This window comes from Pseudomonas sp. KCJK9111 (genome assembly GCF_046231935.1).
GTDB lineage: Bacteria > Pseudomonadota > Gammaproteobacteria > Pseudomonadales > Pseudomonadaceae > Aquipseudomonas > Aquipseudomonas parafulva_B.
The window spans coordinates 17273-41540 of record NZ_JBJJMO010000043.1 but is presented as its reverse complement, the minus strand read 5'-3'; the positions used below and the strand labels follow the sequence as shown (position 1 = coordinate 41540).

19 protein-coding genes and 3 tRNA genes are annotated in these 24268 nt (G+C 63.2%); 8 read left to right on the top strand and 14 right to left on the bottom strand.

Annotated elements, in window-relative coordinates; genetic code table 11:
• Positions 1 to 373 precede the first annotated feature (373 nt).
• Complete coding sequence (locus ACK59L_RS15090; protein WP_409274488.1) at positions 374 to 1072, top strand: response regulator; 699 nt, start codon at positions 374 to 376, stop codon at positions 1070 to 1072.
• A gap of 29 nt (positions 1073 to 1101) precedes the next feature.
• Positions 1102 to 2673, top strand: a complete 1572-nt coding sequence (locus ACK59L_RS15085; RefSeq protein WP_409274491.1) for an ATP-binding protein — start codon at positions 1102 to 1104, stop codon at positions 2671 to 2673.
• A gap of 3 nt (positions 2674 to 2676) precedes the next feature.
• Here the strand turns inward: ACK59L_RS15085 and ACK59L_RS15080 are convergent, their stop codons facing one another.
• Both ACK59L_RS15080 and ACK59L_RS15075 read right to left on the bottom strand, forming a co-directional pair.
• On the bottom strand, positions 2677 to 3378 hold the full coding sequence (locus ACK59L_RS15080; protein ID WP_058604333.1) for a 4'-phosphopantetheinyl transferase: 702 nt from the start codon (positions 3376 to 3378) through the stop codon (positions 2677 to 2679).
• A gap of 156 nt (positions 3379 to 3534) precedes the next feature.
• Positions 3535 to 4329: a dienelactone hydrolase family protein gene (locus ACK59L_RS15075; RefSeq protein WP_409274486.1), complete on the bottom strand. Its 795-nt coding sequence runs from the start codon at positions 4327 to 4329 to the stop codon at positions 3535 to 3537.
• Between the two features lie 129 nt (positions 4330 to 4458).
• Here ACK59L_RS15075 and ACK59L_RS15070 point away from each other — a divergent pair, with 129 nt between their 5' ends.
• The 4 genes from ACK59L_RS15070 to ACK59L_RS15055 all read left to right on the top strand — a co-directional run bounded on the left by ACK59L_RS15070 (position 4459) and on the right by ACK59L_RS15055 (position 8842).
• A complete protein-coding gene (locus ACK59L_RS15070) occupies positions 4459 to 5064 on the top strand; it encodes an outer membrane protein (RefSeq protein ID WP_196135260.1) in 606 nt (201 codons plus the stop codon).
• A 150-nt stretch (positions 5065 to 5214) separates the two neighbouring features.
• Complete coding sequence (locus ACK59L_RS15065) at positions 5215 to 5892, top strand: response regulator (protein WP_409274484.1); 678 nt, start codon at positions 5215 to 5217, stop codon at positions 5890 to 5892.
• On the top strand, positions 5889 to 7235 hold the full coding sequence (locus ACK59L_RS15060; protein WP_144966244.1) for an ATP-binding protein: 1347 nt from the start codon (positions 5889 to 5891) through the stop codon (positions 7233 to 7235). Before ACK59L_RS15065 ends, ACK59L_RS15060 begins: the two co-directional genes overlap by 4 nt.
• A gap of 284 nt (positions 7236 to 7519) precedes the next feature.
• Positions 7520 to 8842 (top strand): dicarboxylate/amino acid:cation symporter, encoded by a 1323-nt coding sequence (locus tag ACK59L_RS15055; RefSeq protein WP_196135258.1) that lies wholly within the window; start codon positions 7520 to 7522, stop codon positions 8840 to 8842.
• Between the two features lie 117 nt (positions 8843 to 8959).
• On the opposite strand, the gene tsaA is transcribed toward ACK59L_RS15055, so the two are convergent.
• The 5 genes from tsaA to rimO all read right to left on the bottom strand — a co-directional run bounded on the left by tsaA (position 8960) and on the right by rimO (position 12847).
• Positions 8960 to 9652 carry a tRNA (N6-threonylcarbamoyladenosine(37)-N6)-methyltransferase TrmO gene (gene tsaA, locus ACK59L_RS15050; RefSeq protein WP_409274481.1) on the bottom strand — a complete coding sequence of 231 codons (693 nt, stop codon included), beginning with the start codon at positions 9650 to 9652 and terminating at the stop codon, positions 8960 to 8962.
• A gap of 6 nt (positions 9653 to 9658) precedes the next feature.
• On the bottom strand, positions 9659 to 10120 hold the full coding sequence (locus ACK59L_RS15045; RefSeq protein WP_058604329.1) for a DUF1456 family protein: 462 nt from the start codon (positions 10118 to 10120) through the stop codon (positions 9659 to 9661).
• 49 nt (positions 10121 to 10169) lie between these two features.
• The gene (locus tag ACK59L_RS15040) at positions 10170 to 10880 is read right to left on the bottom strand and encodes an rRNA pseudouridine synthase (RefSeq protein WP_409274479.1); all 711 of its coding nucleotides are present in this window, start codon (positions 10878 to 10880) and stop codon (positions 10170 to 10172) included.
• 75 nt (positions 10881 to 10955) lie between these two features.
• Positions 10956 to 11411 carry a GNAT family N-acetyltransferase gene (locus ACK59L_RS15035; RefSeq protein ID WP_409274477.1) on the bottom strand — a complete coding sequence of 152 codons (456 nt, stop codon included), beginning with the start codon at positions 11409 to 11411 and terminating at the stop codon, positions 10956 to 10958.
• Between the two features lie 104 nt (positions 11412 to 11515).
• Entirely contained in the window at positions 11516 to 12847 is a 1332-nt protein-coding gene (gene rimO / locus ACK59L_RS15030; protein ID WP_058604326.1) for a 30S ribosomal protein S12 methylthiotransferase RimO, read from the bottom strand.
• Between the two features lie 235 nt (positions 12848 to 13082).
• On the opposite strand from rimO, the gene ACK59L_RS15025 reads away from it, so the two are divergent.
• The gene (locus ACK59L_RS15025) at positions 13083 to 14993 is read left to right on the top strand and encodes a potassium transporter Kup (RefSeq protein WP_058604325.1); all 1911 of its coding nucleotides are present in this window, start codon (positions 13083 to 13085) and stop codon (positions 14991 to 14993) included.
• Between the two features lie 358 nt (positions 14994 to 15351).
• On the opposite strand, the gene ACK59L_RS15020 is transcribed toward ACK59L_RS15025, so the two are convergent.
• From ACK59L_RS15020 to ACK59L_RS15000, 5 genes are all read right to left on the bottom strand, one after another.
• The gene (locus ACK59L_RS15020) at positions 15352 to 16644 is read right to left on the bottom strand and encodes a virulence factor family protein (RefSeq protein WP_409274474.1); all 1293 of its coding nucleotides are present in this window, start codon (positions 16642 to 16644) and stop codon (positions 15352 to 15354) included.
• Positions 16644 to 19286: a bifunctional lysylphosphatidylglycerol flippase/synthetase MprF gene (mprF, locus tag ACK59L_RS15015; RefSeq protein WP_409274472.1), complete on the bottom strand. Its 2643-nt coding sequence runs from the start codon at positions 19284 to 19286 to the stop codon at positions 16644 to 16646. The genes ACK59L_RS15020 and mprF overlap by 1 nt, the downstream gene beginning before the upstream one ends.
• Before the next feature lie 259 nt (positions 19287 to 19545).
• A tRNA-Met gene (locus ACK59L_RS15010) sits at positions 19546 to 19622 on the bottom strand.
• Positions 19623 to 19782: 160 nt separating this feature from the next.
• Positions 19783 to 19859 (bottom strand) — tRNA-Met (locus tag ACK59L_RS15005).
• A 134-nt stretch (positions 19860 to 19993) separates the two neighbouring features.
• Positions 19994 to 20070, bottom strand: a tRNA-Met gene (locus ACK59L_RS15000).
• A gap of 215 nt (positions 20071 to 20285) precedes the next feature.
• Between ACK59L_RS15000 and dinB the strand changes: the two genes are divergently transcribed.
• Complete coding sequence (gene dinB, locus ACK59L_RS14995; protein ID WP_375335485.1) at positions 20286 to 21344, top strand: DNA polymerase IV; 1059 nt, start codon at positions 20286 to 20288, stop codon at positions 21342 to 21344.
• A 170-nt stretch (positions 21345 to 21514) separates the two neighbouring features.
• On the opposite strand, the gene ACK59L_RS14990 is transcribed toward dinB, so the two are convergent.
• On the bottom strand, positions 21515 to 22465 hold the full coding sequence (locus ACK59L_RS14990) for a hypothetical protein (RefSeq protein WP_058604321.1): 951 nt from the start codon (positions 22463 to 22465) through the stop codon (positions 21515 to 21517).
• Positions 22466 to 22485: 20 nt separating this feature from the next.
• The gene (locus ACK59L_RS14985) at positions 22486 to 24201 is read right to left on the bottom strand and encodes a proline--tRNA ligase (RefSeq protein WP_409274470.1); all 1716 of its coding nucleotides are present in this window, start codon (positions 24199 to 24201) and stop codon (positions 22486 to 22488) included.
• Positions 24202 to 24268 lie beyond the last annotated feature (67 nt).

The window sequence follows — 24268 nt, the reverse complement described above, 5'->3', positions numbered from 1 at the left end:
GCTGAAACCACCGTAAGTTCAGCCGAAAAATCCGATGATTTTGCGGGTTGACTTTTGTAAGTGATTTTGCGCGAACCCCTATATCTAGTGGTTCGTCGCGATCGCGATACAAGATAATGCGGTATGGGGGTGTTTGCAAGGCGAGCGGCTGTGGATATCTTGTGGGTACTTTGTGAGTGAAACGTAAGTATTCGCTGTAGGCCTTGTGCCCACTGGTTTGAAGTATTTTTCTGCGTCTGCTTGCCGCTGGGCAGTTTTTTTCAGGGGCTGCCAACGCACTCGGATCTTTGTCCGCAGAACCACCCGGTGGGTTGGCTCGGCAGGGCGCTGGTCGTACTATCCAGGGAAAAACAACACCAACAGGCCCTACGCCATGGATCCAACGCCACCGCGCATCCTCATTGTCGAAGACGACCAGCGTCTGGCCGAGCTGACCGCCGAATACCTGGGCGCCCAGGGGTACGCGGTCAGTGTCGAGGGCAATGGTGCGCGTGCAGCGCGACGCATCATCGATACCCAGCCGGACCTGGTCATGCTCGATGTGATGTTGCCGGGGGAAGATGGCATGAGCATCTGTCGCCGCGTGCGCAGCCAATACCCTGGGCCCATCCTGATGCTCACGGCACGCACCGATGAGCTGGATCAGGTGCAAGGACTGGACATCGGCGCAGACGACTACGTGTGCAAGCCCGTACGCCCCCGGCTGTTGCTGGCGCGCATCCAGGCCCTGCTGCGCCGCAGCGAGGCGCCTGCGGGCAAGCGCCAGGACCTGACCTTCGGCGCGCTGCGCATCGACAGCCGGGTGCGTGAGGCGTGGCTCGGCGAGCGGCAGATCGAGCTTACGGGCGCCGAATTCGACCTGCTGTGGCTGCTGGCCAGCAATGCTGGCAAGGTACTGACCCGCGAACAGATATCCACGGCGCTGCGCGGTGTCGGTTATGACGGCCAGGACCGCTCCATCGACATACGCATTTCCCGCATCCGCCCTCGCATCGGCGACGACCCCATCCAGCCCCGGTTGATCAAGACCCTGCGCAGCAAAGGCTATCTGTTTGTGGGCCAATGCCCGTGAACTCCATTTTCCTGCGCATTTACGGCGGCATGCTGGCGGTGCTGGTGCTGGTGGCGCTGCTAGGGGTGCTCAGCCTGCACCTGGTCAATGAAGTACGCGCCGCCCAGCATCGCGAGGGCCTGGCGCAAGGCACGTTCAGCCTCATGGCAGACAACCTGGCCTTGCAGAGCGACACCGAGCGCAAGCGTTCCCTGCTGCTGTGGGGGCGGCTGCTGGGGGTGCCGCTGCAATTGCAGCCCATGTCGGCCTTCGCCCTCGATGGCACACAACGCGCGCGCCTGTACCGCAGCCTCGTGGTGGTCGAGAAGACCGGCCCGCATGCGGCTCGGGTGTTGCGCAGGGTAGGGCAGCAGGACCTGCTGCTGGTCGCTCAGGTCAGGCAGATCAGCGAGCAACTGGCCCGCGCGACCCTGTATTTGCTGGCCGACGAGCTGGTGCGTTATCCGGTGACCGAACAGCAGCAGCGCCTGGAGCAGATCAAGCGCGACAAAGGCTTCGGGTTCGGGGTTGCCTTGCAGCGCATCGAGCGGGCCAGCCTGGATGACGATCAGCGGCGCCGGGTGGAGGAGGGTGACACGGTGATGGCGCTGGGCATGGATGGCGATTCCATACGCGTGTTCGCCGGGCTCTCCGGCTCGCCGTGGGTGCTGGAGATCGGGCCCTTGCACCAGCTCAACCCTTACCCACCCCAGTTGCTGGTATTGATCACCCTGGTTGGGCTGAGCCTGATTGGCCTGGTGGTCTACCTGCTGGTGCGCCAACTGGAGCGGCGCGTGTCCGGCCTGGCGCTGGCCGCGGCGGGCATCGCCCAGGGCAGCCTGGACACACGCGTCCCCGCAGGCGATGCCGACTCGGTCGGGCGCCTGGCCGCTGCATTCAATGGCATGGCCGAGCACTTGCAGCGCTCGCTGTCCATGCAGCGCGAGCTGGTGCGTGCCGTGTCGCACGAGCTGCGCACCCCCGTGGCCCGCTTGCGCTTCGGCCTGGAAATGGTCGAAAGCGCCGCCACCGAGCAGGCCCGCGCCAAGCACCTTGCCGGCATGGACGGCGACATCCAGGACCTGGACAAGCTGGTCGACGAAATGCTCACCTACGCGCGCCTCGAGCAGGGCGCCCCGGCGCTGACATTCCAGCGTATCGACCTGGATGCCTTACTCGATCAGGTCATTGCCGAATTGGCTCCACTGCGCCGTGAGATACGCCTGCTGCGAGGCGATTGCCAGGGCGTCGAAGGCGAGACCGCCTGGGTCGAGGCAGAACCCCGCTACCTGCACCGCGCCGTGCAGAACCTGGTGAGCAATGCCCTGCGCCATGCCGAGCACGAGGTGCGCGTGCGCTACCAGCTAGGCCCGCAGGTGTGCCGTCTCGATGTGGAAGATGACGGCCCAGGCATCCCGGAAGGGGTGTGGGACCGCATCTTCACGCCGTTCATGCGCCTGGACGACAGCCGGACCCGGGCCTCCGGTGGCCATGGGCTGGGTTTGTCGATCGTGCGCCGTATCATCTATTGGCACGCAGGCCGTGCCATGGTAGGCCATGGCACGGCCCTGGGAGGCGCCTGCTTCAGCCTCACCTGGCCGCGGCAACAAGCGCCGTTGTAGGCCTCAGGCGCTGACCAGGCTCAGCAAGTGGCCGTCCTGCAGGCAGAATTGCCCCTGCAATTGGTCGCCCTTGCGCCATTGGGCGGACAGGTCGGTGAGCAGGCGCAGCGTGGCCAGCCCCTCAGCGGACCATTCGAGCAGCTCGGCATGTTCGAAGTAAAAGCGCTGGCCAGTGAGGGGGTAGAGCGTCTTGAACAGGCTTTCCTTCAGCGAGAAGGTCAGGGTCACGGCCAGGCCCAACTGCCGGTGGTCCAGGCGCTCCAGCTCCATCGGCGTCAGGATCTCGCCCATCAGCCGCTCGGCGCGCTCGTCATCGAGTAGCGCTTCCTGATCCAGCCCCAGCCCGCGACAGCTGCTTTGGGCGGCAACCACCGCCGCCGCCCAGCCTTTACCGTGGGTAATCGAGCCCCGGATACCGGCAGGCCAGATGGGGGAGCGGTCTTCGTGGGTGGTGGGCACGTAGTCCCGGCCATCCAACTGCTGCAACGCAGCGCGCGCGCATACCCGTCCGGCGACATATTCAGCCTGGCGCTTGGCGACTGAACGTAGCAGGCCCGCACTGGGTACGATGCCAGCACGCGCGAAATCGTCCGGGGTCATGCGTGTGGGGTCGAAGGCGCAACTGACCAGCACCGCACCAGGCAGGGGGCGGGGCAAGGGCCAGTGTTGCCGAAGCGAGGTACAGCAGGCAGGAAGGGTAGTCATGCGCGGTATTGTGCCAGCTGAGCAGGAGTTGCGGGAGGTGCAGGGCGATGCTGCCCGGCACATGGGCGCAGTTTTCAACGCAAGCATGAAAACGCGCCCAGTGTTGGCTACCTATCACGGTGAGCGCTGGCATCCCATCATGGCTGCCCCGTGTGATCACTCATTGAACACTTGCTTGAAGAACGCCTGCATGTCTGCCCAGGAGCGGTCGTCGGCTGCCTCGTCATAACCGATGTCCGGGCCGCCGTGATCACCATGGCTCAGCCGGTCGGCATCAGGGTTGGTGAACCCGTGCTTGGCCCCGTCGAGGCTGACGAAGCGGTAATTCACCTTCGCCGCGTCCATCTCCGCCTTGAAGGCCTGCACTTGTTCGGCCGTCACCATGCTATCTGCCGCGCCGTGTTCCACCAGAATCGCCGCCCTCACCACCCCAGGCTTTGCTGGTGTAGCGGTAGCCAGGGCGCCATGGAAACTCACCACACCGTCAAGCTTCTCGCCGCGCCTGGCGGCATCGAGTACCACCTTGCCGCCAAAGCAGTACCCCACAGCGCCCAGGTCATGCTTGTTGGTGTTGGGCTGCAGCTTGAGCAACGCCAGCCCGGCGTCGAAACGCCTGGCAGCAGCCTTGGGGTCCTTGAGTGCTGCCGCCATGAACGCCTGGGCGTCCTGAGGGTGCTCGGTGTGCTTGCCGTCACCGTACATGTCGATGGCCAGGGCGTTGTAGCCCAGCGCTGCCAAGTCCCGGGCGCGCCGTTTGGCGTAGTCATTAAGCCCCCACCACTCATGCACCACCACGATGCCTGGCCGCTTGCCGGTGACGGCGTCGTCATAGGCGTAGTAGCCCACCAGCCGGTTGCCGTCGGCATCCTGATAGGGAATCTCGCGGGTCTGTACCGCCGCCTGGGCGAAGGCGGCGGTACACATCAAGGTCAAGGCCAGCAAGGCGCGCATGGTGACTACTCCTGGATTGCAATCGGTTCGTTCAGTCAATGTTCAGCAGGGGTTCAGTCGAGGTTCAGTGTGCCCTGCTTACTCTAGCTTCCAGACCTCAACAGCGCACTCGACTGGAGTAACCTCACCATGAAAACATTCAACACCCTGCTTGCCGCCGTAGCCGTCTGCGCCGCTGGCATGACCAGCGCCCAGGCGGCCGACGAAAACTTCGCCAGCCTCACCTACGGCCAGACCAGCGACAAGGTTCGCAAGTCAGGCCTGCTGCAGCGCAACACCGACCACCTCAACACCGACGGCGTGATCGCCAAGGACGGCACCTGGGGCGTGCGCCTGGGCCGTATCAATGACCAAGGTCGCTACTACATAACCTACGACAACGTCTCCGGTGACCACAGCGGCTTGAAACTTCGCCAGGAAAACCTGCTGGGCAGCTATGACCTGTTCCTGCCCGTAGGCGATACCACCAAGCTGTTCGGCGGCGGTACCCTGGGCATGACCAAGCTGTCCCAGGAATCGCCAGGCCTGAGCCGCGACACCGACTACGGTTACGCCTACGGCCTGCAGGCAGGCGTCATCCAGGACATCACCGACAAGGCCTCGGTCGAACTGGGCTACCGTTACCTGCGCACCAACGCCGCCACCGAAGTCAGCCCCCACGGCGCGCCGAAGGCCGGTACATTGCGCCTGAGCAGCAGCGCGCAGACCTATCTGGCGGCTTCCTACAAGTTCTGACCTGCCCGCCGCGTTATCCTGTAGCGACCCGGGTCTGGCAAGCCAGCTCCAACCAGTGCCATGCTGGGCCATCGGGCCGGTAGGCGCACGCGGTGGGGCTGGCTTGTCAGCATTGGGCACCGTACAGGCACATCCATCAAGGAGCTGCACATGAAACTGCTGGTGGTCGAGGACGAAGCCTTGCTTCGCCATCACCTCTATACCCGCCTGGGGGAAAGTGGCCACGTGGTCGAGGCGGTCGCCAATGCCGAGGAGGCGCTGTACCAGGCCGAGCAGTACCACTTCGACCTGGCAGTGGTCGACCTGGGGCTGCCGGGCATCAGTGGTCTGGAGCTGATCACGCGCCTGCGCAACCAGGCCAAGACCTTTCCCATCCTCATCCTCACTGCCCGCGGCAACTGGCAGGACAAGGTCGAAGGGCTGGCCGCTGGCGCCGACGACTACCTGGTCAAGCCGTTCCAGTTCGAAGAACTGGAGGCGCGCCTCAATGCGCTGCTGCGCCGCTCCAGCGGCTTTACCCAGTCAACCATCGCCGCCGGCCCGTTGGTTCTGGACCTCAATCGCAAGCAGGCCACGCTCGACGGGCAGCCACTGGGCCTGACCGCCTATGAATACCGCATCCTTGAGTACCTGATGCGTCATCACCAGCAGGTGGTGGCCAAGGATCGCCTGATGGAGCAGCTCTACCCTGGCGATGAAGAGCGTGATCCGAACGTCATCGAAGTGCTCATCGGGCGCTTGCGGCGCAAGCTCGAAGGCGAATGCGGCTTCAAGCCTATCGATACCGTGCGCGGGCTTGGCTACCTGTTCACCGAGCGCTGCCGATGATTCGATCCCTGCGCGTGCGCCTGATGCTGGCCGCTGCCGTGTTGGCGGTGTTGTTCATGCTGGCGCTGCTGCCAGCCTTGCAGAAAGCCTTCAGCCTTGCCTTGCAGGAATCGATCGAACAACGCCTGGCCTCGGACGTGACCACACTGATCTCGGCGGCGCGTATCGAAAACGGGCAGCTGCAGATGCCGGCGCTGTTGCCTGACGAGCGCTTCAACCTGCCTTATACCGGCCTGCTGGGGTACATCTTCGACCGCAGTGGCCACCTGGTCTGGCAGTCCCGGGCCACGGCAGCGCAGAACATCAACTACCAGCCTCGCTACGATGGCCGCGGAAACGAGTTCGCCCGCATCCACCAGGCCAACGGCGAGGAATTCTTCGTCTATGACGTCGAGATAAAGCTGCTGGGCGGCAAGAGTGCTGCCTTCAGCATCGTGGCCCTGCAGCCAGTGCGCGACTACCAGCGCACCCTCGACGGCCTGCGTGAAAAACTCTACCTAGGCTTCGGCGCTGCCTTGCTGGCACTGCTGGCGCTGCTCTGGGCAGGGTTGACCTGGGGGTTGCGCTCGCTGCGCCGGCTCAGCCGCGAGCTCGACGATCTGGAATCCGGCGCGCGGGACGGCCTCAGTACCCAGCACCCGCGCGAACTGCTGCGCCTGACCGGTTCGCTGAACCGCCTGCTGCAAAGCGAGCGCGAGCAGCGCCAGCGTTACCGGGACTCGCTGGACGACCTGGCGCACAGCCTGAAGACGCCCTTGGCTGTGTTGCAGGGGGTGGGTGAAAGCCTGCAGCAGCACAACGGCGAACGCGAGCAGGCCAGGGTCCTGCAGAGCCAGATCGAACGCATGAGCCAGCAGATCGACTATCAACTGCAACGCGCCAGCCTGCGCAAGAGCGGCCTGGTGCGCCATAGCGTGGTGCTCCGCCCCTTGCTCGACAGCCTGTGCAGCACGCTGGCCAAGGTCTATCGCGACAAGCACGTGGACGTGACCTTGCAGGTGCCGGACCAGGCACGGGTGCCCATGGAGCAGGGCGCATTGCTCGAGCTGCTGGGTAACCTTCTGGAAAACGCCTACCGCCTGAGCCTGGGCCAGATCAGGGTAAGCCTGTTCAGAGAAGCCGGACGGCTGACCCTCTGTATCGAAGATGACGGCCCAGGCGTGCCCGCCGATCAGCGCCAGCGCATTCTGGAGCGCGGCGAGCGGCTGGACAGCCAGCACCCGGGGCAAGGCATTGGCCTGGCTGTGGTGAAGGACATCATCGACAGCTACGATGCCGAACTGAGCCTCGATGACTCGGCGCTTGGCGGCGCCGCCTTCCGTATCACCTTCAATCTGGAATGACCCCAGGCGGTTTTCCGCCATCTGGGCCGCTCCAATTCCGCCAGCGGGCGGAAACCCGCCACCCTTGCTAAGGTTTCGCCCCGTCGTTGGGCATGGAAAGCCAGCAATAGCCCAGCCTGCACCCGGTTTGGGCATTTTGGCATCACCCTTGCTATCGCTATTGGCAGAGGCCTCAACAGGCAGCTCTACCACAACGACAAATCCCTCCAAGTGCAGGAGGGTTAGCGATTCAGGTGCTGCACCCCTGGAACAGGGTGGCGCGGCACACTTGAGGAAAAACAGCCATGACGACACGTCAGCCGCTTTACAAATCCCTGTATGTCCAGGTGTTGGTTGCCATCACCATCGGTATTCTGCTCGGCCACTACTACCCGGAAACGGGTGTTGCCCTCAAACCCTTGGGTGATGGCTTCGTCAAACTGATCAAGATGGTCATCGCCCCGATCATCTTCTGCACCGTGGTCAGCGGTATCGCCGGCATGCAGAGCATGAAATCCGTCGGCAAGACGGGCGGCTATGCGTTGCTGTATTTCGAAATCGTCTCCACCATCGCGCTGATCATCGGCCTTGTGGTCGTCAACGTGGTCAAGCCCGGCGCTGGCATGCACATCGACGTCAGCACCCTCAATGCCAGCAGCGTAGCCGCCTATGCTGCCGCCGGCGCGCAGCAGACCACCGTAGGCTTCCTGCTCAACGTCATTCCCAACACCGTGGTCGGTGCCTTCGCCAACGGCGACATCCTGCAAGTACTGATGTTCTCGGTGCTGTTCGGCTTCGCCCTGCACCGCCTGGGCAGCTACGGCAAGCCGTTCCTGGACATGATCGATCGCTTCGCCCATGTCATGTTCAACATCATCAACATGATCATGAAGCTGGCCCCGATCGGTGCCTTCGGCGCCATGGCCTTCACCATCGGCCAGTACGGCGTGGGCTCGCTGGTGCAGCTCGGCTACCTGATGGCGTGCTTCTACATCACCTGCCTGCTGTTCGTGCTGGTGGTGCTCGGTGGCATCTGCCGTGCCCACGGTTTCAGCGTACTCAAGCTGATCCGCTACATCCGTGAAGAGCTGCTGATCGTGCTGGGCACGTCCTCGTCCGAGTCCGCGCTGCCGCGCATGCTGGCCAAGATGGAGCGCCTGGGTGCCAAGAAGTCCGTGGTAGGCCTGGTCATCCCGACCGGTTATTCGTTCAACCTGGACGGCACCTCGATTTACCTGACCATGGCTGCGGTGTTCATTGCCCAGGCCACTGACACCCCGATGGACATCACCCACCAGATCACCCTGCTGCTGGTGCTGCTGGTCGCCTCCAAGGGCGCCGCGGGTGTTACCGGTTCGGGCTTCATCGTGCTGGCGGCCACGCTGTCGGCCGTGGGCCACTTGCCGGTTGCCGGCCTGGCCCTGATCCTGGGTATCGACCGCTTCATGTCCGAGGCGCGTGCCTTGACCAACCTGGTGGGCAACGCCGTTGCCACCGTGGTCGTGGCCAAGTGGGTCAACGAGATGGACAACGACACGCTGGCGTCGGAGTTGGCTTCCGGTGGCGGTCCGCTGATCGACACCCGTCCGACCGATGACCTGGGCGTTGCCGAAGGTCCTGCGCGTTGATCGCAACGTAACGGCACGAAAAAAGGCGACCCGACGGGTCGCCTTTTTCATGGGCGGCAGTTCGTGCCTGCGGCCGATGGCGGCAGCACAACCCCCAGGTGCGGCCCTATTGCACCTTCAAGCCAGCACCACCTCAAGCACGCAGATCACATCCGTCTGCGGGTAGTGCCACCTGACCTGCACATCCCAGAACTTCACCCCATATACCCGTTCGGCCACAGGCACCTGATAGGCCGGCCGTGGGTCCTGCGCCAGGCATTGCTCGATCAGGGCCACCAGGGGCTCGCCCAGCCGCAACGCATGCTCGCGGGCCTGGGGCAGGGCGCTGTCGGCCCACTGCACGGTAATGGCGACTGGCGCAGCGCTGGCCATGTGGTTATGGGCACCCTCGACACTGTCGGCATAGGGTACGTAAGGCTTGATGTCCAGCACCGGCGTGCCGTCGAGCAGGTCGATGCCTGACAGCAGCAAGCGGCCAGGTTCAACACCCTCCAGCCGCACCACCGACTGGCCGATGCCGTTGGGCCGGTGGGTGGCGCGGGTGGCGAACACGCCCATGCTCTTGTTGCCCCCCAGGCGCGGTGGGCGCACCTTGAGCCTGGGTTTTTCTTCCAGGGCCTGGTGGAACAGAAAGAGCAGCCAGACGTGGGTGACCTGTTCCAGCCCTTCGACCGCCTCGGGTTGGTCGAAGGGTGGCAGCAGTTCCAGCACACCGCGTGCGGCCGGTGCCAGCTGCGGCTGGCGCGGAATGGCAAACTTCTCCATGAAGCAAGAGCGCACGATGCCTACCGGCGCCACCGTATGCTGCATGACCATTCAGCCGTGCACGCGCTGGGTCAGGCCCTTGAGGAAGTTGCGCAGCAACTGGTCGCCGCACGGGCGGTAGTTGTCATGGCCGGCCTTGCGAAACAGTGCGCTGAGCTCAGGTTTGCTGACGGGAAAATCGACCGATTTCAAGATCGCGTGCAGGTCGTCTTCCTTCAGTTCGAAGGCCACGCGCAGCTTCTTCAGGATCTGGTTGTTGGTAACCGGCAGCTCGACAGGTTGTGCCGGACGGCTTTCGTCCTTGCCGCGACGGTAGATGACCAGGCCGTCGAGAAAGTGCGCCATGACCCGGTCCGGACAGCGCACAAAGCCTTGCTCTTCTTCTTTCTTCACATAGGTCGCCAGGACGACAGGGTTCACGTCCAGGCCGGTCAAACCGATGATCTCGGCCATTTTGGCGTCATTGACTTTCAACATGTAGCGCAGGCTGCGCAGGACGTCATTGTGGTTCATTGCTGCAAAATCCTGTTCTTGTGCCGCACGTCATCGCGCGGCATCTCACTTAGAAACGTTCGGTGCCCGTCAGGTAGCGCCATTGGCCCAGCGCCAGCTTGCCCATCGAAACCCCACCCAGGCGTATGCGGCGCATGCCCAGCAACTCCAGACGCAGATAGGCGCACAGTTCGGAAATCTGGCCGGGTTGCGGGTTCTTCAGCACCAGGCGCAAATGGGTTTCGTTCTGCCAACTGGCCTTGGCCTTGGGCAACTCGCGGTCATTGCGGGTCACGCCGCGAGCCAGACGTTCGAGCATCTGCGCACTGGCTTCACCGCGCACCTGGACGACGAATTCCTGTTCGAGCTTGCGCAGGTCGGCGTTGATCTTGCGGGTAACCCGCCAGTCCTGGGTAAACACCTGCAAGCCGCTGGCACCCGGTTCCAGCGGTGCTACACAAGCCTGGCGGGTGAAATGCCCGTGCAAGGGGCGCACGCCTTCGCGATGGGCCTCGCTGAGGCTGGTCATGTTCATGCCAAGCCGGGCGGTTTCACTGTCCATGCCCGCGGCTTGGTGTAGCAGCAGCGTAACCGGCTCCAGGCTCTCGGCGCGCGCACCGGGCAGCAGCTCCACATGCTGCTGCTCGACCTTGAACTGCGGCTGCTCGACCACCACGCCATCGACCGTCACCCAGCCTCCTTCGATATACAACTCAGCCTCGCGGCGGGAACAGCCAAGCTGCTCGACAAGGCGTTTGGACAGACGGACGGGTTCGGACATGACGGCGATTCGCAAAGGCAATGAAAGGCTGCATTGTACCCTTCCCGCCGGGCGAGGGGCGGGAATCTGTGTCAATCAGGCCGTGCCGCGTCGACGCATGTGCAGCAATGGATACGGCTGGCCCAGGCCGTCCTTGGGCGAACGGCCCACGATTTCGAAGCCCTGGTGCAGATAAAAGCCCAGCGCCTGGGTGTTCTGCTCGTTGACGTCGAGGGTCAGGGCGTCCAACGCCTGCACAGCATGCTGCAGCAGCTGTTTGCCGATACCCTGGCCATGCCATCGCGGGTCCACGAACAACATGTCGATGCGCCCGCCCGCCACGCCGACAAAACCCTGGATGCTGCGATCAGGCCCACGGGCACAGACCAGCATCACCGCGTCCAGGTAGCGCCGCAGCACCTTGTCGCGCAGCAGCACGATGTAGTATTCGGGCAGGAAAGCGTGCGTTGCACGTACCGCGTCTTCCCATACGCTGACCAGCTTGGGGTAGTCGCTGAGATGGGGCGTTTCCAGGGTCGAGAAGGTGCGCATCGGGTCCTTGCTCCAGTGGCCGTCAAACCAAGGATAGATGCTGGGGGAGGGCGCGACCCGGGGCGGGCCGCGCTACTGCGACAGGAGGCCAGCGTGGCGCCCTGTCAGATGGGCTCTGCCCACATGTCGTATTCGTCGGCGTCTACCACGCGGCAACGCACCTTGTCGCCAGGCTTGAAGCCATGGTTGCCATCGATGAAGACACTGCCGTCGATTTCTGGCGCATCGAAGAAGCTGCGGCCCACCGAGCCTTGCTCTTCGACCTCATCGATGAGCACGTCGATTTCCTTGCCGATGCGCATCTGCAGGCGGGCGGCGCTGATGGCCTGCTGGTGGGCCATGAAGCGGTCCCAGCGATCCTGTTTGATGTCGTCCGGGACGTCGGCCAGGCCCAGGTCATTGGCCGGGGCACCTTCGACGGGCGAATACTGGAAGCAGCCCACGCGGTCGAGCTGGGCTTCGGTCAACCAGTCCAGCAGGTACTGGAAGTCTTCCTCGGTTTCCCCTGGGAAGCCGACGATGAAGGTCGAACGAATGACCAGCTCCGGGCACTGCTCGCGCCACTGCTTGATGCGGGCCAGGGTCCGGTCTTCGAAGGCCGGGCGCTTCATCGACTTGAGCACCTTGGGGCTGGCGTGCTGGAACGGAATGTCCAGGTACGGCAGGATCTTGCCGGCAGCCATCAACGGGATCACGTCGTCGACATTGGGGTACGGATACACATAGTGCAGGCGCACCCACGCACCCAGGCTGCTCAGGGCCTCGCACAACTCGAGCATGCGGGTCTTGACCGGGCGGCCGTTCCAGAAGTCGGTCTTGTACTTGACGTCTACGCCGTAGGCGCTGGTGTCCTGGGAAATCACCAGAATTTCCTTGACCCCGGCCTTGACCAGGCGCTCGGCCTCGCTCAGCACCTCGCCCACCGGGCGGCTGACCAGTTTGCCACGCATCGACGGGATGATGCAGAAGCTGCAGCTGTGGTTGCAGCCTTCGGAAATCTTCAGGTAGGCATAGTGGCGCGGCGTAAGCTTGACCCCTTGCGGCGGCACCAGGTCGATCAGCGGGTTGTGGTCCTGACGCGGCGGCACCACTTCGTGCACGGCGTTGACCACCTGCTCGTACTGCTGCGGACCGGTCACCGAAAGCACACTTGGGTGCACATCGCGAATGCTGCCTTCCTCGACACCCATGCAGCCGGTGACGATCACCTTGCCGTTTTCCTTGATGGCTTCACCGATCACTTCGAGCGATTCGGCCTTGGCGCTGTCGATGAAACCGCAGGTGTTGACCACCACCACGTCGGCATCCTCGTACGTTGGCACGACTTCATAGCCTTCCATGCGCAACTGGGTCAGGATGCGCTCGGAATCGACCAGGGCTTTGGGGCAACCCAGGCTGACGAAACCGACCTTGGGGGTGGCGGGCGTGGTGGACATGACTAACCTCGGCATTGAATACAGGTCGCCCAGCGGTGATCGGGGGCGATCTTGACGGGCGCTTTTGGCGCCTCTGATCAAAAAGTGCGCAATTCTAGCGAGCGATGGGTCGATTGACCAGCACAAATACGACGAACGCTGCGCTATGCTTCGCGCCGTTACGCCAGGCCCGGATGGGCGACCTGGCATGCACGCTGACAACAGTGGCCGTGAGGGCCTTTTGCGGGAGTGGTCGATGGTTCAGGCAAGCAGTCACGCCGAGGGCGGGCACGCAGCGAAGCAGGGCGCGACCCGGTCGCTGGGCCTGCTGGTGGCGGCGGTCGGGGTGGTTTATGGCGATATCGGCACCAGCCCGCTGTATACCTTGAAGGAAGTGTTCACGGGCGGTTACGGGGTGCAGGTCAACCACGACGGTGTGCTGGGGATCCTGTCGTTGATCCTCTGGTCGCTGCTGTGGGTGGTGTCGTTCAAGTACGTGGTGTTCATCCTGCGTGCCGACAACCAGGGGGAGGGCGGCACCATGGCCCTGACCGCGCTGGCGCGGCGCGCCACGGCGGCGCATCCGCGCCTGCGGACCCTCATGGTGATCTGCGGCTTGATCGGTGCCTCGCTCTTCTATGGCGACAGCATGATCACCCCGGCCGTTTCGGTGCTCTCGGCCGTCGAGGGCCTGGGCCTGGCCTTCGATGGCATCGACCATTGGGTGGTGCCGGTGTCGCTGGTGGTGCTGGTGGCGCTGTTTCTGGTGCAGCGCCACGGCACTGAAAAGATCGGCAAGCTGTTCGGCCCGGTCATGGTCATCTGGTTCGTGGTGCTTGCCGCGCTGGGGGTTCATGGCATCGCACAGACGCCTGAAGTGCTGCGCGCCTTCAACCCCGGTTGGGCAGTCAATTTCTTCATCGTCCACCCCGGCATGGGCGTGGCCATCCTTGGCGCGGTGGTGCTGGCGCTGACCGGTGCCGAAGCGCTTTACGCCGACATGGGGCATTTTGGCCGCAAGCCGATCGCACGGGCCTGGTTCGCCCTGGTGCTGCCGGCACTGGTGCTCAACTACTTCGGCCAGGGCGCCATGCTGCTGCAAAACCCGGAGGCCGCGCGCAATCCGTTCTACCTGTTGGCCCCCAGCTGGGCCTTGCTGCCGCTGGTCGGCCTTGCCACGCTGGCCACCGTCATTGCGTCGCAGGCGGTGATCTCCGGCGCCTTCTCGCTCACCCGACAGGCCATCCAGCTGGGCTACATCCCGCGTATGCACATCCAGCACACCTCCAGTGACGAGCAAGGGCAAATCTACGTGGCGGCGGTCAACTGGACGTTGATGGTGGGCGTGGTGCTGCTGGTGATCGGCTTCGAGTCCTCGGGCGCCCTGGCGGCAGCCTATGGCGTGGCCGTCACTGGGACCATGTTGATGACGACCATTCTGGTGGCGGCGGTGATGTTGTTGCTGTGGAAGTGGCCACCGGTTCTGGCCGTGCCGCTCCTGCTCGGCTTCTTGTTCGTCGATGGGCTGTTCTTTGCCGCCAACGTTCCGAAGATCGTCCAGGGTGGGGCCTTCCCTGTGCTGGCGGGCGGTGTGCTGTTCCTGCTGATGAGCACCTGGAAACGTGGCAAGCAAATTCTCGTCGAGCGTATAGACGAAGGGGCGCTGCCACTGCCGCTGTTCATCAGCAGTATCCGCATCCAGCCGCCGCATCGGGTGGAGGGCACGGCAGTGTTTCTCACCGCGCGCTCGGATGCCGTGCCCCATGCATTGCTGCACAACATGCTGCACAACCAGGTGCTGCATAGCCAGGTCGTGTTGCTGACGGTGCTCAGCGAAGATCGACCCCGCGTGCCTGAGCAGGAGCGCTTCGAGGTCGAGGCCTATGGCGATGGCTTCTTCAGGGTGGTGCTGCATTTCGGCTTCATGGATGAGCCGGACGTGCCGGCGGCGCTGAAACTCTGCCACCTGGACGAGCTGGACTTCACGCCCATGCGCACCACCTACTTCCTCAGCCGCGAAACCGTGATCGCCTCCAGGCTTGAAGGCATGTCGCGCTGGCGAGGCAACCTGTTCGCGTTTTTGCTGAAGAATGCCAACGGCAATTTGAGGTTCTTCAACCTGCCGCTCAACCGGGTGATCGAGTTGGGGACTCAGGTTGAGATCTGAAACAGGGTAGGGGAGCGGCTGAGTGGACTCCCCTAGGGCCTGGTGATGTTTGCGGCGACGCGAGGATACTGGGCTGCTGCGCAGCTCATCGCGGCCGGTCCGGCGCCCCGGCGAGGCCGCCCCTACACTGACCGCATAACGCCTGAGTCAGGAGCTTCACGGACTTTGTAGGAGCGGCCCTCGTGCCGCGATGGGCCGCAGCGCGGCCCCGGCAATATGCGCTGCGAAGCTGAAATCTTGGGGCTGCTGCGCAGCTTATCGCGGCATGAGGCTATGCAGGGCGCTGGGTAACCCCCGATCCGCGCTATCAGTGCCGAGCGCTCGACCTGGCCCTTGCAAACTGTACGTCCAATAGCCCTCAGTTCTGCTCAGCCACACTCGACTTGCCCTGACGCGTCTCGATCTCATCGATCAGCCGCTTGGCCAAGGCCGGGTAGTTTTCATCGAAGTGGTGCCCGCCCGGCAGTTTCAGGCGTTCGCCTACGGCGGTCTTGTCGGTGCAGCCGCTTTCGTCGCTTTCCTCCACCCCGTACACACACACCACTTTCGCAGCCGGCAGCTTGGCCATCTCAGGCCCGGTGGGCGCCTCTTGACCTTCCTTGCCCAGCCAGCCTTCGACTTCGATCTCGAAGCTGCCGCTGCGGGCAAAGGCCAGCAACATGACAGCGTCCACCCGTTGCTGGTCTTCCGCCGGCAGGCGGTTGTAGATGGCAGGCAGTACGTCTGCACCGAACGAGTACCCCGTCAGCACGAAACGCTTGGTCCCCCACTTCTGCCGGTAGTGATGCATCAGTTCGGACAGGTCGGCAGCGCTTTGCTCCGGTGTCTTGTGCTGCCAGTAGTAGCGCAGGGTATCGATGCCCACCACCGGATAGCCCAGCTTGGCCATCTCGCCGGCCACGTCGCGGTCCAGGTCGCGCCAGCCGCCATCGCCGGACAAGAACAACGTGACGGTATCGGTGGTTTGACCGGCAGGTACCTCGACCACGGGGATCGCCAGTGCGTTGCCATCCTGGCCCACCAAGGCCTGGGTCAGCTGTGCCTTGAGCACCTGCGGCAGGTGGATGTCATAGTCGCTGATGCTGGTTTCGGCATTGCTCTGGTCGCGCACGAAGGCCGCACTGGCATCGTCCGGGTTATCGTTCCACGCCACGCTCCAGTGGCCGTGGGGCGCGGTCTTGGGCAAGGGGGCCTGGCACCCTGGCTGCTCGACCGTAAAGCCCACGGAAATGGCCCGGGCCTTGTCGTCGTTCTGGCTGGCCAGCCAGCGCCAGGCTTGGGTGGCACCCGGGCCAATGCCGGCGACCAGGGTCGGTTTGCTCGGCAACTGTGCCAGGGCCGCGTCCATGGCTTGCTGCTGCTTGGTGCAATCACCGGCAGGCAGCACCACTTGCACCAATTGCGCCTCGGCCGCCTGGGCAAGGTCCAGCAGTTGCTTGTGGGTCAGGGCCTGGTCCTGCGGCACGCCGATCGCCACCCAGGCAGTAGGATGCACGCCTGGGGTGACACGGGTGATGCTGGCATCGTTGATTTGAAGTTGCTCAAGCTGTGCATCAGGCGCCGGGCGCGTCCAGAACCAGAACGCCGTGGCGCCGGCCAGGGCGGCCAACAGCAGGGTCAGCAACAGGTAAAGCCAAAAGCGTCGGGTCATCAGCGTTTCACCAATCCAGTCAAGCCGCCGGCAATCAGGGCGGCAGTGTCGGCCAGAGCCACCAGCGGGTCGAGCCCGGCAGGCACGGCCATGTAGCGAGGTTCCCAGTCGGGCTGGAACTTGTCCTTGAACCGGCGCAGCCCCTGGAAGTTGTAGAGTTGCTCGCCACGGCGGAACACCATCGAGCCCAGGCGCTGGGTCAGGGGCGCACCGCGCCGTGGTTGTAGCCCCGAAAGCGGCACCATGCCCAGGCTGAAGCGGCCGTAGTCATGGCTTTTGTAATGCAGGATCAAGCCGATCATCATGAACTCCATGGTCAGCTTGGGCGCCTGCGGGTGTGCGCGCATCAGGTCGAGGCTGGCCAACTCGTTGCTGTGGGTCTCGAGCAGGTTGGCAAAGGCCACAGGTTGGCCCTGGAAACGAATCAGGGCGATACGGAAATGTTGCAGATAATCCGGGCTGAAACGGCCCAGCGAAAAACCCTTTTCGCGAACGTTCTTGCCACTTAGCCATGCATCGGAAATTTCCTTGAGCTCAGCCAGCGGCGCATGGCCTGGCTCATGGATTTCCAGGCTCAGCCCGTCACGGCCGCCTCGATTCCACGTGTAGCGCAGGTCTTTCATCTCCTTGCCTTTGGCGTCGAGGTCGAAGCGGCGCAGGTCGACACGGGCTTCTTCACCCAGCTTCAAGGCGGTCAGGCCGATATCCATGTAGAACGGCAGGTTCTCCGCACGCACCTGGTAAAACACCGGTCGGGCGTGGTGCAGGTCGCACAGGTCGCGGAACTGCCAGATCATTTCGGCACGTTCCTGGGCCGGCCCGATCGGATCGTAGAGCGCTACCAGGCTGCGACCACGGCGGGCATACATCAGGAACGCGTTGTCCCGGGGATGGAACAGCAGCGCCTTGTCGCCGGTCAGGGCCAGGCCGCCATCGGGCTGGTCGGATGCCTGCAGAATGCGATGGGCACGTTGCAATTCGGCTTCATCGGGCAGGTGGATCACCGGCGGTGCGGTGCGCAGCAGCCAGGTCAGCGCCAGCGCTGCGAGCAGCAAGGCACTGCCCATCGCCGCACGCAGCCCACGGGGGGCATCGGCGTCCAGGGTGAACTGCCACCACAGCTGATGGCTATAGGGCACATCCTGGTAGGCGAACAACAGCAGCCACACCGAGGCGCCTACTGCGCAGGCGCTGGCCACCAGGTACACCGGCGAGAACGGCAGCTCCATCAAACGGCTGGGCCGGTAGAACGAGCGGCGGAACAAGGCCAGGAGCGCGGCCGTGAAGGTCAGCAGGCAGGCTTCCTCCCAATCGAACCCCTTGAGCAGCGAGAGCAATGCACCCACCAGCAACAGCACCGTGGTCAGCAGCCACGCGGCCGACAGGCGCCGACGCAGGCCTTGGGCCAGCAGCAGGCACAGTACGCCGATCAGGCTGGCGCCGAAGTGGGAGGCATCGATCAGCCGATGAGGGATCAGAAAGCCCATGTGCTCAAGGCGGGTATCGATCTCGGGCGTGGCGCCGGAAAACAGCAGTACCACCCCAGACAGAAATACCATGATGGCCAGGATAGGCGCTGCCAGCCCAGAGGCAGCCTTCATGGCCTGCCGCGCGAACAGCAAGCGCCGGGCTTCGTTGGCCAGCAGCAGGACGCAGGCCAGCAGAAGCGGCAGCACCACATAGATGATGCGGTACAACAGCAACGCGGCCGCCAATGGCGCAGCGCCCAATTGATCGGCGAAGGCGGCCAGCAGGATGGCCTCGAACACACCAACGCCACCCGGTACATGGCTGAGCACGCCCGCGGCCAGCGCCAGGAGGTAGACCAGTACGAAGGCACCGAACGGGGGTGCTTCGGGCAGCAGCAGGTAGAGCACGGTAGCGGCGGCGGCGACGTCCAGTGCCGTGATCAGCAGTTGCAGGCCAGTAAGCCGGGCGCCGGGCAGTCGCAGCGTACGCCGACCCAGTTGCACCAGCAGGTTGTCAGGCACTGGCTGCTCGGCCAGCCGCTTGCGGTACAGGCCTACCGCCAACAGTGCGCAGGCGGCCAGGACGGCAACCGCAATGCCGGCCAGCAAGCCTTGCGGCAAACGCAGGGCACTCGAGGCGGCGGGCAGATTGCTCAAGGTGGCCAATGCTGCGAGCGGCGGCAGTGCACAACCCAGTGATAGGCTCGCGAAGACGGTCATGCGCGCGACCTCGCCCGCACCCACGCCTTGGCGTGCATACAGCCGGTAGCGCACCGAGCCGCCCGACAGCATGGACAGGCCGATGGCATTGCCGATGGCGAAGGCGCTGAAACCGCCCAGTACCAACGTTCGCGCAGGTAGCTTGACCCCAGCGTAGCGGCTGGCCGACCACTCGTAGCCCAGCAGAATCACGAATCCGATCACGGTCGCCAGCAGCGCGCCAAGCAGTGACTGCACCGGCACTTCGAGCATGGCATCGTGCAAGGCATAGATGTCCAGCTCGCTCAGCAGGTGGCGGCAGGCGATCAAGGCCATGGTGAACAGCACCAGCGTCACCGCCAGCCCGATCGGCTGACGATAGCGGCTTATCCGTTCAAGCAAGGGCAGGCGCTGCACGGCTCCGGGCAACGCTGTGGCCAGCGGCACCGTAGGTTCAGGGTTCTGAGCGGTCATGGGTTACCCCGGGCGTCAGGCACGAGGTGAAGAAGAGGCGCGGCCAAGTGAAAGTCCCTTTGGAAAACGTATCCAATATTACTCCGGCCATGGGCGCATAACAGCCCGGCAGGGGTTAAAGATAGTTCATCCACGCAAGGGCAGCGCCAGCCGCTAATCGGGGGTGCGCCAAGGCATGCGGGCATCGCTTGCATGTAAGGGAGGTAGAAACGAAAAACCCCGCGCGTATCGCTACGTGCGGGGTTTGTTCTGACGAATATGGTTGCGGGAGCCGGATTTGAACCGACGACCTTCGGGTTATGAGCCCGACGAGCTACCAGACTGCTCCATCCCGCGTCAGAGGTGCGCATTCTACAGCGAAGTGCATTGATGTCAAGTGTTCAATGAAGCGCGCGGCCAACACTCGAACAGGGTAGGGCGCATCCGTGCTAATCCTGCCGCCGTATGACAGGCAAAGAAAAAGGCCACTGCGTTAACAGTGGCCTTTTCTTGAACTTGGTTGCGGGAGCCGGATTTGAACCGACGACCTTCGGGTTATGAGCCCGACGAGCTACCAGACTGCTCCATCCCGCGTCTGTGGGGCGGATTCTACAGCTCTAGCAGGGGGTGTCAAGTGCTACTCATTGATTTACCGAGGTTTTTTCGAATTGCTTTACGCGCGCGCAAAGAAAAAGGCCACTGCGCTAACAGTGGCCTTTTCTCGAATCTGGTTGCGGGAGCCGGATTTGAACCGACGACCTTCGGGTTATGAGCCCGACGAGCTACCAGGCTGCTCCATCCCGCGCCTGTGAGATCGAATTCTACGGATTTCTTGCCCAGTGTCAAGCAAATAGTATGAAAAGCCCTTTTCGTTCAACCCTTTAGCCTTGCAAGGCGCGGGCAGGGGTCGTTCCCCTGGGCCGAAGGCCGGCGTTGCCCAACCCACGGCCATGCTGTTTGAACACGAAACCATGCGCTATTATCTGTATGAATTTACAGTGCCTACGGTCATCCATGCCCCTGCGCAAGATCATTCACGTCGACTGCGACTGCTTTTATGCTGCCATCGAAATGCGCGACGACCCTCGTCTTGCAGGTCGCCCCATGGCAGTAGGCGGGTCGGCCGAAAGGCGTGGGGTCATCGCCACGTGCAACTATGAAGCGCGTGCCTACGGGGTGCGTTCTGCAATGTCGTCCCGTCACGCCCTCAAGTTGTGTCCGGACCTGTTGATCGTCAAGCCGCGCTTCGAGGCTTACCGTGAGGCTTCTCGAGAGATCCATGCCATCTTTCGTGACTACACCGACCTGATCGAGCCGCTGTCCTTGGACGAGGCCTACCTGGATGTCAGCGAAAGCCAATGGTATGCCGGCAGCGCTACACGCATCGCCGAGGACATCCGTCGGCGCGTGGCCCGTACCCTGCATATCACCGTCTCGGCCGGAGTGGCGCCCAACAAGTTTCTGGCCAAGATCGCCAGCGACTGGCGAAAGCCCAATGGCCTGTTCGTGATCAGGCCTGATGAAATAGAAGCGTTCGTGGCGACGCTGCCGGTCACCCGTCTGCACGGTGTGGGCAAGGTCACAGCAGACAAGCTGACCCGCCTGGGGATCGACACCTGCTCGCAGTTGCGCGAATGGTCTCGCCTGGCGCTGGTGCGAGAGTTCGGCACCTTTGGCGAGCGGTTGTGGGGACTGGCGCGTGGTATCGATGATCGCGTGGTTCAAAACGACAGCCGGCGGCAGTCGGTCAGCGTCGAGAATACCTACGACACTGACCTGCCGGATTTGCCCAGTTGCCTGGCACGGTTGCCGGAATTGCTGCAGAGCCTAAATGAGCGCATCGAGCGGATGGACAGCACCTACCGGCCGGAAAAGCCTTTCGTCAAGGTCAAGTTCCATGACTTTACCCAGACCACCCTTGAGCAAGCAGGCGCCGGCAGGGACTTGGACAGTTACCGGCAGCTGGTGACGCAGGCGTTCGCGCGCGGTGGTAAACCGGTGAGATTGCTCGGTGTAGGGGTGAGATTGCGGGATTTGCGCGGTGCGCATGAGCAACTGGAGCTTTTTCCGCCGCTATAGCTCGCAAGGAAAGTGCTGCGGGTCGCGAAAGTTGCGCTCGAAGGGACTGCTTCGGATTATATCGCCGGTAGGCCGGCTTCTATGGGGCAGGAGCGTGTAAGGCCTATTAAAGGCAGTTGTCCCGCGTTGAGCCCATCACGGGCCCAACGCGGATCAACCACAGGCGGCCATCAATGCCCGGGATCGGCAACCAGCCGGCCAGTGGCCTTGGTCAGGGACTGCAAGAACTCCTGTTGCAACTCGGGATCGTTGCGCGTCAGCTCGATCAGGCTCTGCTCCAACTCACTGGCTTCCTCTTCAAGGCCCAGCTCGGACAGCCGCTTGACCCGGTGCACCCACTGGCTCACCTCATCATCTTCGAGGTCGTCGAAAATCAGCTCGTGAGCTTCGCGCAGCTTGTTGCGCAGCGTGGCGCTGATCAACAAACTGGCGTCACCGCGCACGGCGTTGTCCTCATCGACCACTTGCAGGTGCAAGGTGCCGACATGGTTGAGGTTCTGCTCCGAGAAGGGGCTGTCGAGCAGGTTCAGGCGCAGGATGCCCGCGCGGTCGGTGGTCAGCTCATAGGTGTTCTTGCCGGCCTTGACCTCCACCAGGCGCTCGCTCCACGGCATGCTCGTGGCCTCTTCGCGCTTGGCTTTCTGCACTTCGCTGATACCTGCCAGGTTCTGCTGGGCGCGGCCGTTGGAAGGCACGTTCATGAACGGATTAAGGCCGTCCACGCCATAACTGAGCCAATCGTGGGTAATGCTCTGGGGCAGGTTGCCCAAGGCGAAGACGTTGACCACGTTGGCACCCACGCCTGCTACAACCGCCACGGCGCCCAGCGGAATCTCGTAGATTTCCCGCCAGGGTTGGTAAGGCGTGTAGCGGTCGTAGTGGCGCGTCACCTCGAACTCGGTGACCTCGAAACGCTTCTGCTCATGTACGCGTACACGTCGTTGCGGCAGCTCCATCACCTTCGGCTCGCCAACGTCGATCTGCAGGGTGTGTTCGAGCAGTTTGCGCTCGACGCGCTCCTCGTGGTCGCTGCGCTGAGGCATCTGGTTGGCGCAGCCGCTGACGAGCAGGGCGCCGCACAGTGCGGCGCCCTTGAGCTTATAGGTACTTCGCTTGGACATGATCACTCGTGCATTGATTATCAGCGGCGAACGCGGGCCTGCAGGAAGGTCAGCACTTCTTCGAGTGGCAACACCTGGGCATCCTGCTCGGTACGGTGTTTGTATTCCAGGTTGCCATCGGCCAGGCTGCGATCACTGACGACGATGCGATGCGGAATGCCGATCAGCTCCATGTCGGCAAACTTGATGCCGGGGCTGGTCTTCTTGTCGCGATCGTCGAGCAGTACTTCGTAACCTGCCGCCGTCAGCTCGGCATACAGCTTGTCGGTAGCTTCGCGAACCACGTCGGTTTCATAGCGCAGGGGTACCAGGGCAACCTGGAAGGGCGCCAGGGCGTCATTCCAGATGATGCCTTTCTCATCGTGGTTCTGCTCGATGGCAGCCGCTACCACGCGGGACACGCCGATGCCATAGCAGCCCATGGACAGCATGACCGGCTTGCCGTTTTCGCCCAGAACCTGGCACTTGAGGGCTTCGCTGTACTTGGTACCCAGCTGGAAGATGTGACCCACCTCGATGCCACGCTTGATTACCAGGGTACCCTGGCCATCCGGGCTCGGGTCGCCTTCGACCACGTTGCGCAGGTCGGCCACCTGGGGCACTGGCAAGTCACGCTCCCAGTTGACCCCGAAATAGTGCTTGTCGTCGATATTGGCACCGATACCGAAGTCGCTCATCAGGGCGACCGAACGGTCGATCACGCACTCGAGCGGCAGGTTCAGCGGGCCCAGCGAGCCTGCCCCAGCACCGATGGCCTCGCGCAGTTCGGCATCGGTGGCCATGACCAGGGGGTCCGCCACCTGTTCCAGCTTGGCGGCCTTGATTTCGTTGAGCTCGTGATCGCCGCGCACGATCAGGGCGACCAGCTTGCCTTCCTCGGCGCCGCGTACGATCAAGGTCTTGACGGTCTTTTCGATCGGCAGACCGAAGTTTTCGACCAGCTGGGCGATGGTCTTGGCATCGGGCGTATCGACCAGGCGCAGCTCTTCGGTTGGGGCAGGGCGCACGGTCTCGCGCGGCACGGCCTCGGCCTTTTCGATGTTGGCAGCATAGTCGGAGCTATCGCTGAAGATCACATCGTCCTCACCGGACTGGGCCAGGACGTGGAACTCATGGGAATAGCTGCCACCAATGGAACCGGTGTCGGCCTGCACCGGACGGAAATCCAGCCCCAGGCGGGTGAACACATTGGTGTACGCCTGGTGCATGCGGTCATAGGTTTCCTGAAGGGAAGCCTGGTCGGCATGGAAGGAGTAGGCGTCTTTCATGATGAACTCGCGACCACGCATCAGGCCGAAGCGCGGGCGGATTTCATCGCGGAATTTGGTTTGGATTTGGTACATGTTCAACGGCAGCTGCTTGTAGCTCGACAGCTCGTTGCGCGCCAGGTCGGTGATGACCTCTTCGTGGGTTGGGCCCACGCAGAAATCGCGCTGATGCCGGTCCTTGACCCGCAGCAGCTCGGGGCCGTACTGCTCCCAGCGGCCGGACTCCTGCCACAGTTCGGCAGGCTGGATGCTGGGCATGAGCACTTCAAGGGCGCCGGCGGCGTTCATTTCCTCGCGCACCACGTTCTCGACCTTGCGCATTACCCGCAGGCCCATCGGCAGCCAGGTGTATAGGCCCGAAGCCAGTTTGCGGATCATGCCGGCACGCAGCATGAGCTGATGGCTGATGACCACTGCGTCGGCAGGGGTTTCTTTTTGGGTGGCGAGCAAATATTGACTGGTGCGCATGGTTAGCCGTGTCGATTGCCTAAGACGTTGAAATAGCCCCGCATTGTACGGGGGTGAAGCCAAGGCG

What these genes read in the sequence shown, in the direction of transcription:
- ACK59L_RS15090 (WP_409274488.1), top strand. Translation starts at nt 374, where the DNA reads ATGGATCCAACGCCACCGCGCATCCTCATTGTCGAAGACGACCAGCGT.
- ACK59L_RS15085 (WP_409274491.1), top strand. Translation starts at nt 1,102, where the DNA reads ATGCTGGCGGTGCTGGTGCTGGTGGCGCTGCTAGGGGTGCTCAGCCTG.
- ACK59L_RS15080 (WP_058604333.1), bottom strand. Translation starts at nt 3,378, where the DNA reads ATGACTACCCTTCCTGCCTGCTGTACCTCGCTTCGGCAACACTGGCCC.
- ACK59L_RS15075 (WP_409274486.1), bottom strand. Translation starts at nt 4,329, where the DNA reads ATGCGCGCCTTGCTGGCCTTGACCTTGATGTGTACCGCCGCCTTCGCC.
- ACK59L_RS15070 (WP_196135260.1), top strand. Translation starts at nt 4,459, where the DNA reads ATGAAAACATTCAACACCCTGCTTGCCGCCGTAGCCGTCTGCGCCGCT.
- ACK59L_RS15065 (WP_409274484.1), top strand. Translation starts at nt 5,215, where the DNA reads ATGAAACTGCTGGTGGTCGAGGACGAAGCCTTGCTTCGCCATCACCTC.
- ACK59L_RS15060 (WP_144966244.1), top strand. Translation starts at nt 5,889, where the DNA reads ATGATTCGATCCCTGCGCGTGCGCCTGATGCTGGCCGCTGCCGTGTTG.
- ACK59L_RS15055 (WP_196135258.1), top strand. Translation starts at nt 7,520, where the DNA reads ATGACGACACGTCAGCCGCTTTACAAATCCCTGTATGTCCAGGTGTTG.
- tsaA (WP_409274481.1), bottom strand. Translation starts at nt 9,652, where the DNA reads ATGCAGCATACGGTGGCGCCGGTAGGCATCGTGCGCTCTTGCTTCATG.
- ACK59L_RS15045 (WP_058604329.1), bottom strand. Translation starts at nt 10,120, where the DNA reads ATGAACCACAATGACGTCCTGCGCAGCCTGCGCTACATGTTGAAAGTC.
- ACK59L_RS15040 (WP_409274479.1), bottom strand. Translation starts at nt 10,880, where the DNA reads ATGTCCGAACCCGTCCGTCTGTCCAAACGCCTTGTCGAGCAGCTTGGC.
- ACK59L_RS15035 (WP_409274477.1), bottom strand. Translation starts at nt 11,411, where the DNA reads ATGCGCACCTTCTCGACCCTGGAAACGCCCCATCTCAGCGACTACCCC.
- rimO (WP_058604326.1), bottom strand. Translation starts at nt 12,847, where the DNA reads ATGTCCACCACGCCCGCCACCCCCAAGGTCGGTTTCGTCAGCCTGGGT.
- ACK59L_RS15025 (WP_058604325.1), top strand. Translation starts at nt 13,083, where the DNA reads ATGGTTCAGGCAAGCAGTCACGCCGAGGGCGGGCACGCAGCGAAGCAG.
- ACK59L_RS15020 (WP_409274474.1), bottom strand. Translation starts at nt 16,644, where the DNA reads ATGACCCGACGCTTTTGGCTTTACCTGTTGCTGACCCTGCTGTTGGCC.
- mprF (WP_409274472.1), bottom strand. Translation starts at nt 19,286, where the DNA reads ATGACCGCTCAGAACCCTGAACCTACGGTGCCGCTGGCCACAGCGTTG.
- ACK59L_RS14990 (WP_058604321.1), bottom strand. Translation starts at nt 22,465, where the DNA reads ATGTCCAAGCGAAGTACCTATAAGCTCAAGGGCGCCGCACTGTGCGGC.
- ACK59L_RS14985 (WP_409274470.1), bottom strand. Translation starts at nt 24,201, where the DNA reads ATGCGCACCAGTCAATATTTGCTCGCCACCCAAAAAGAAACCCCTGCC.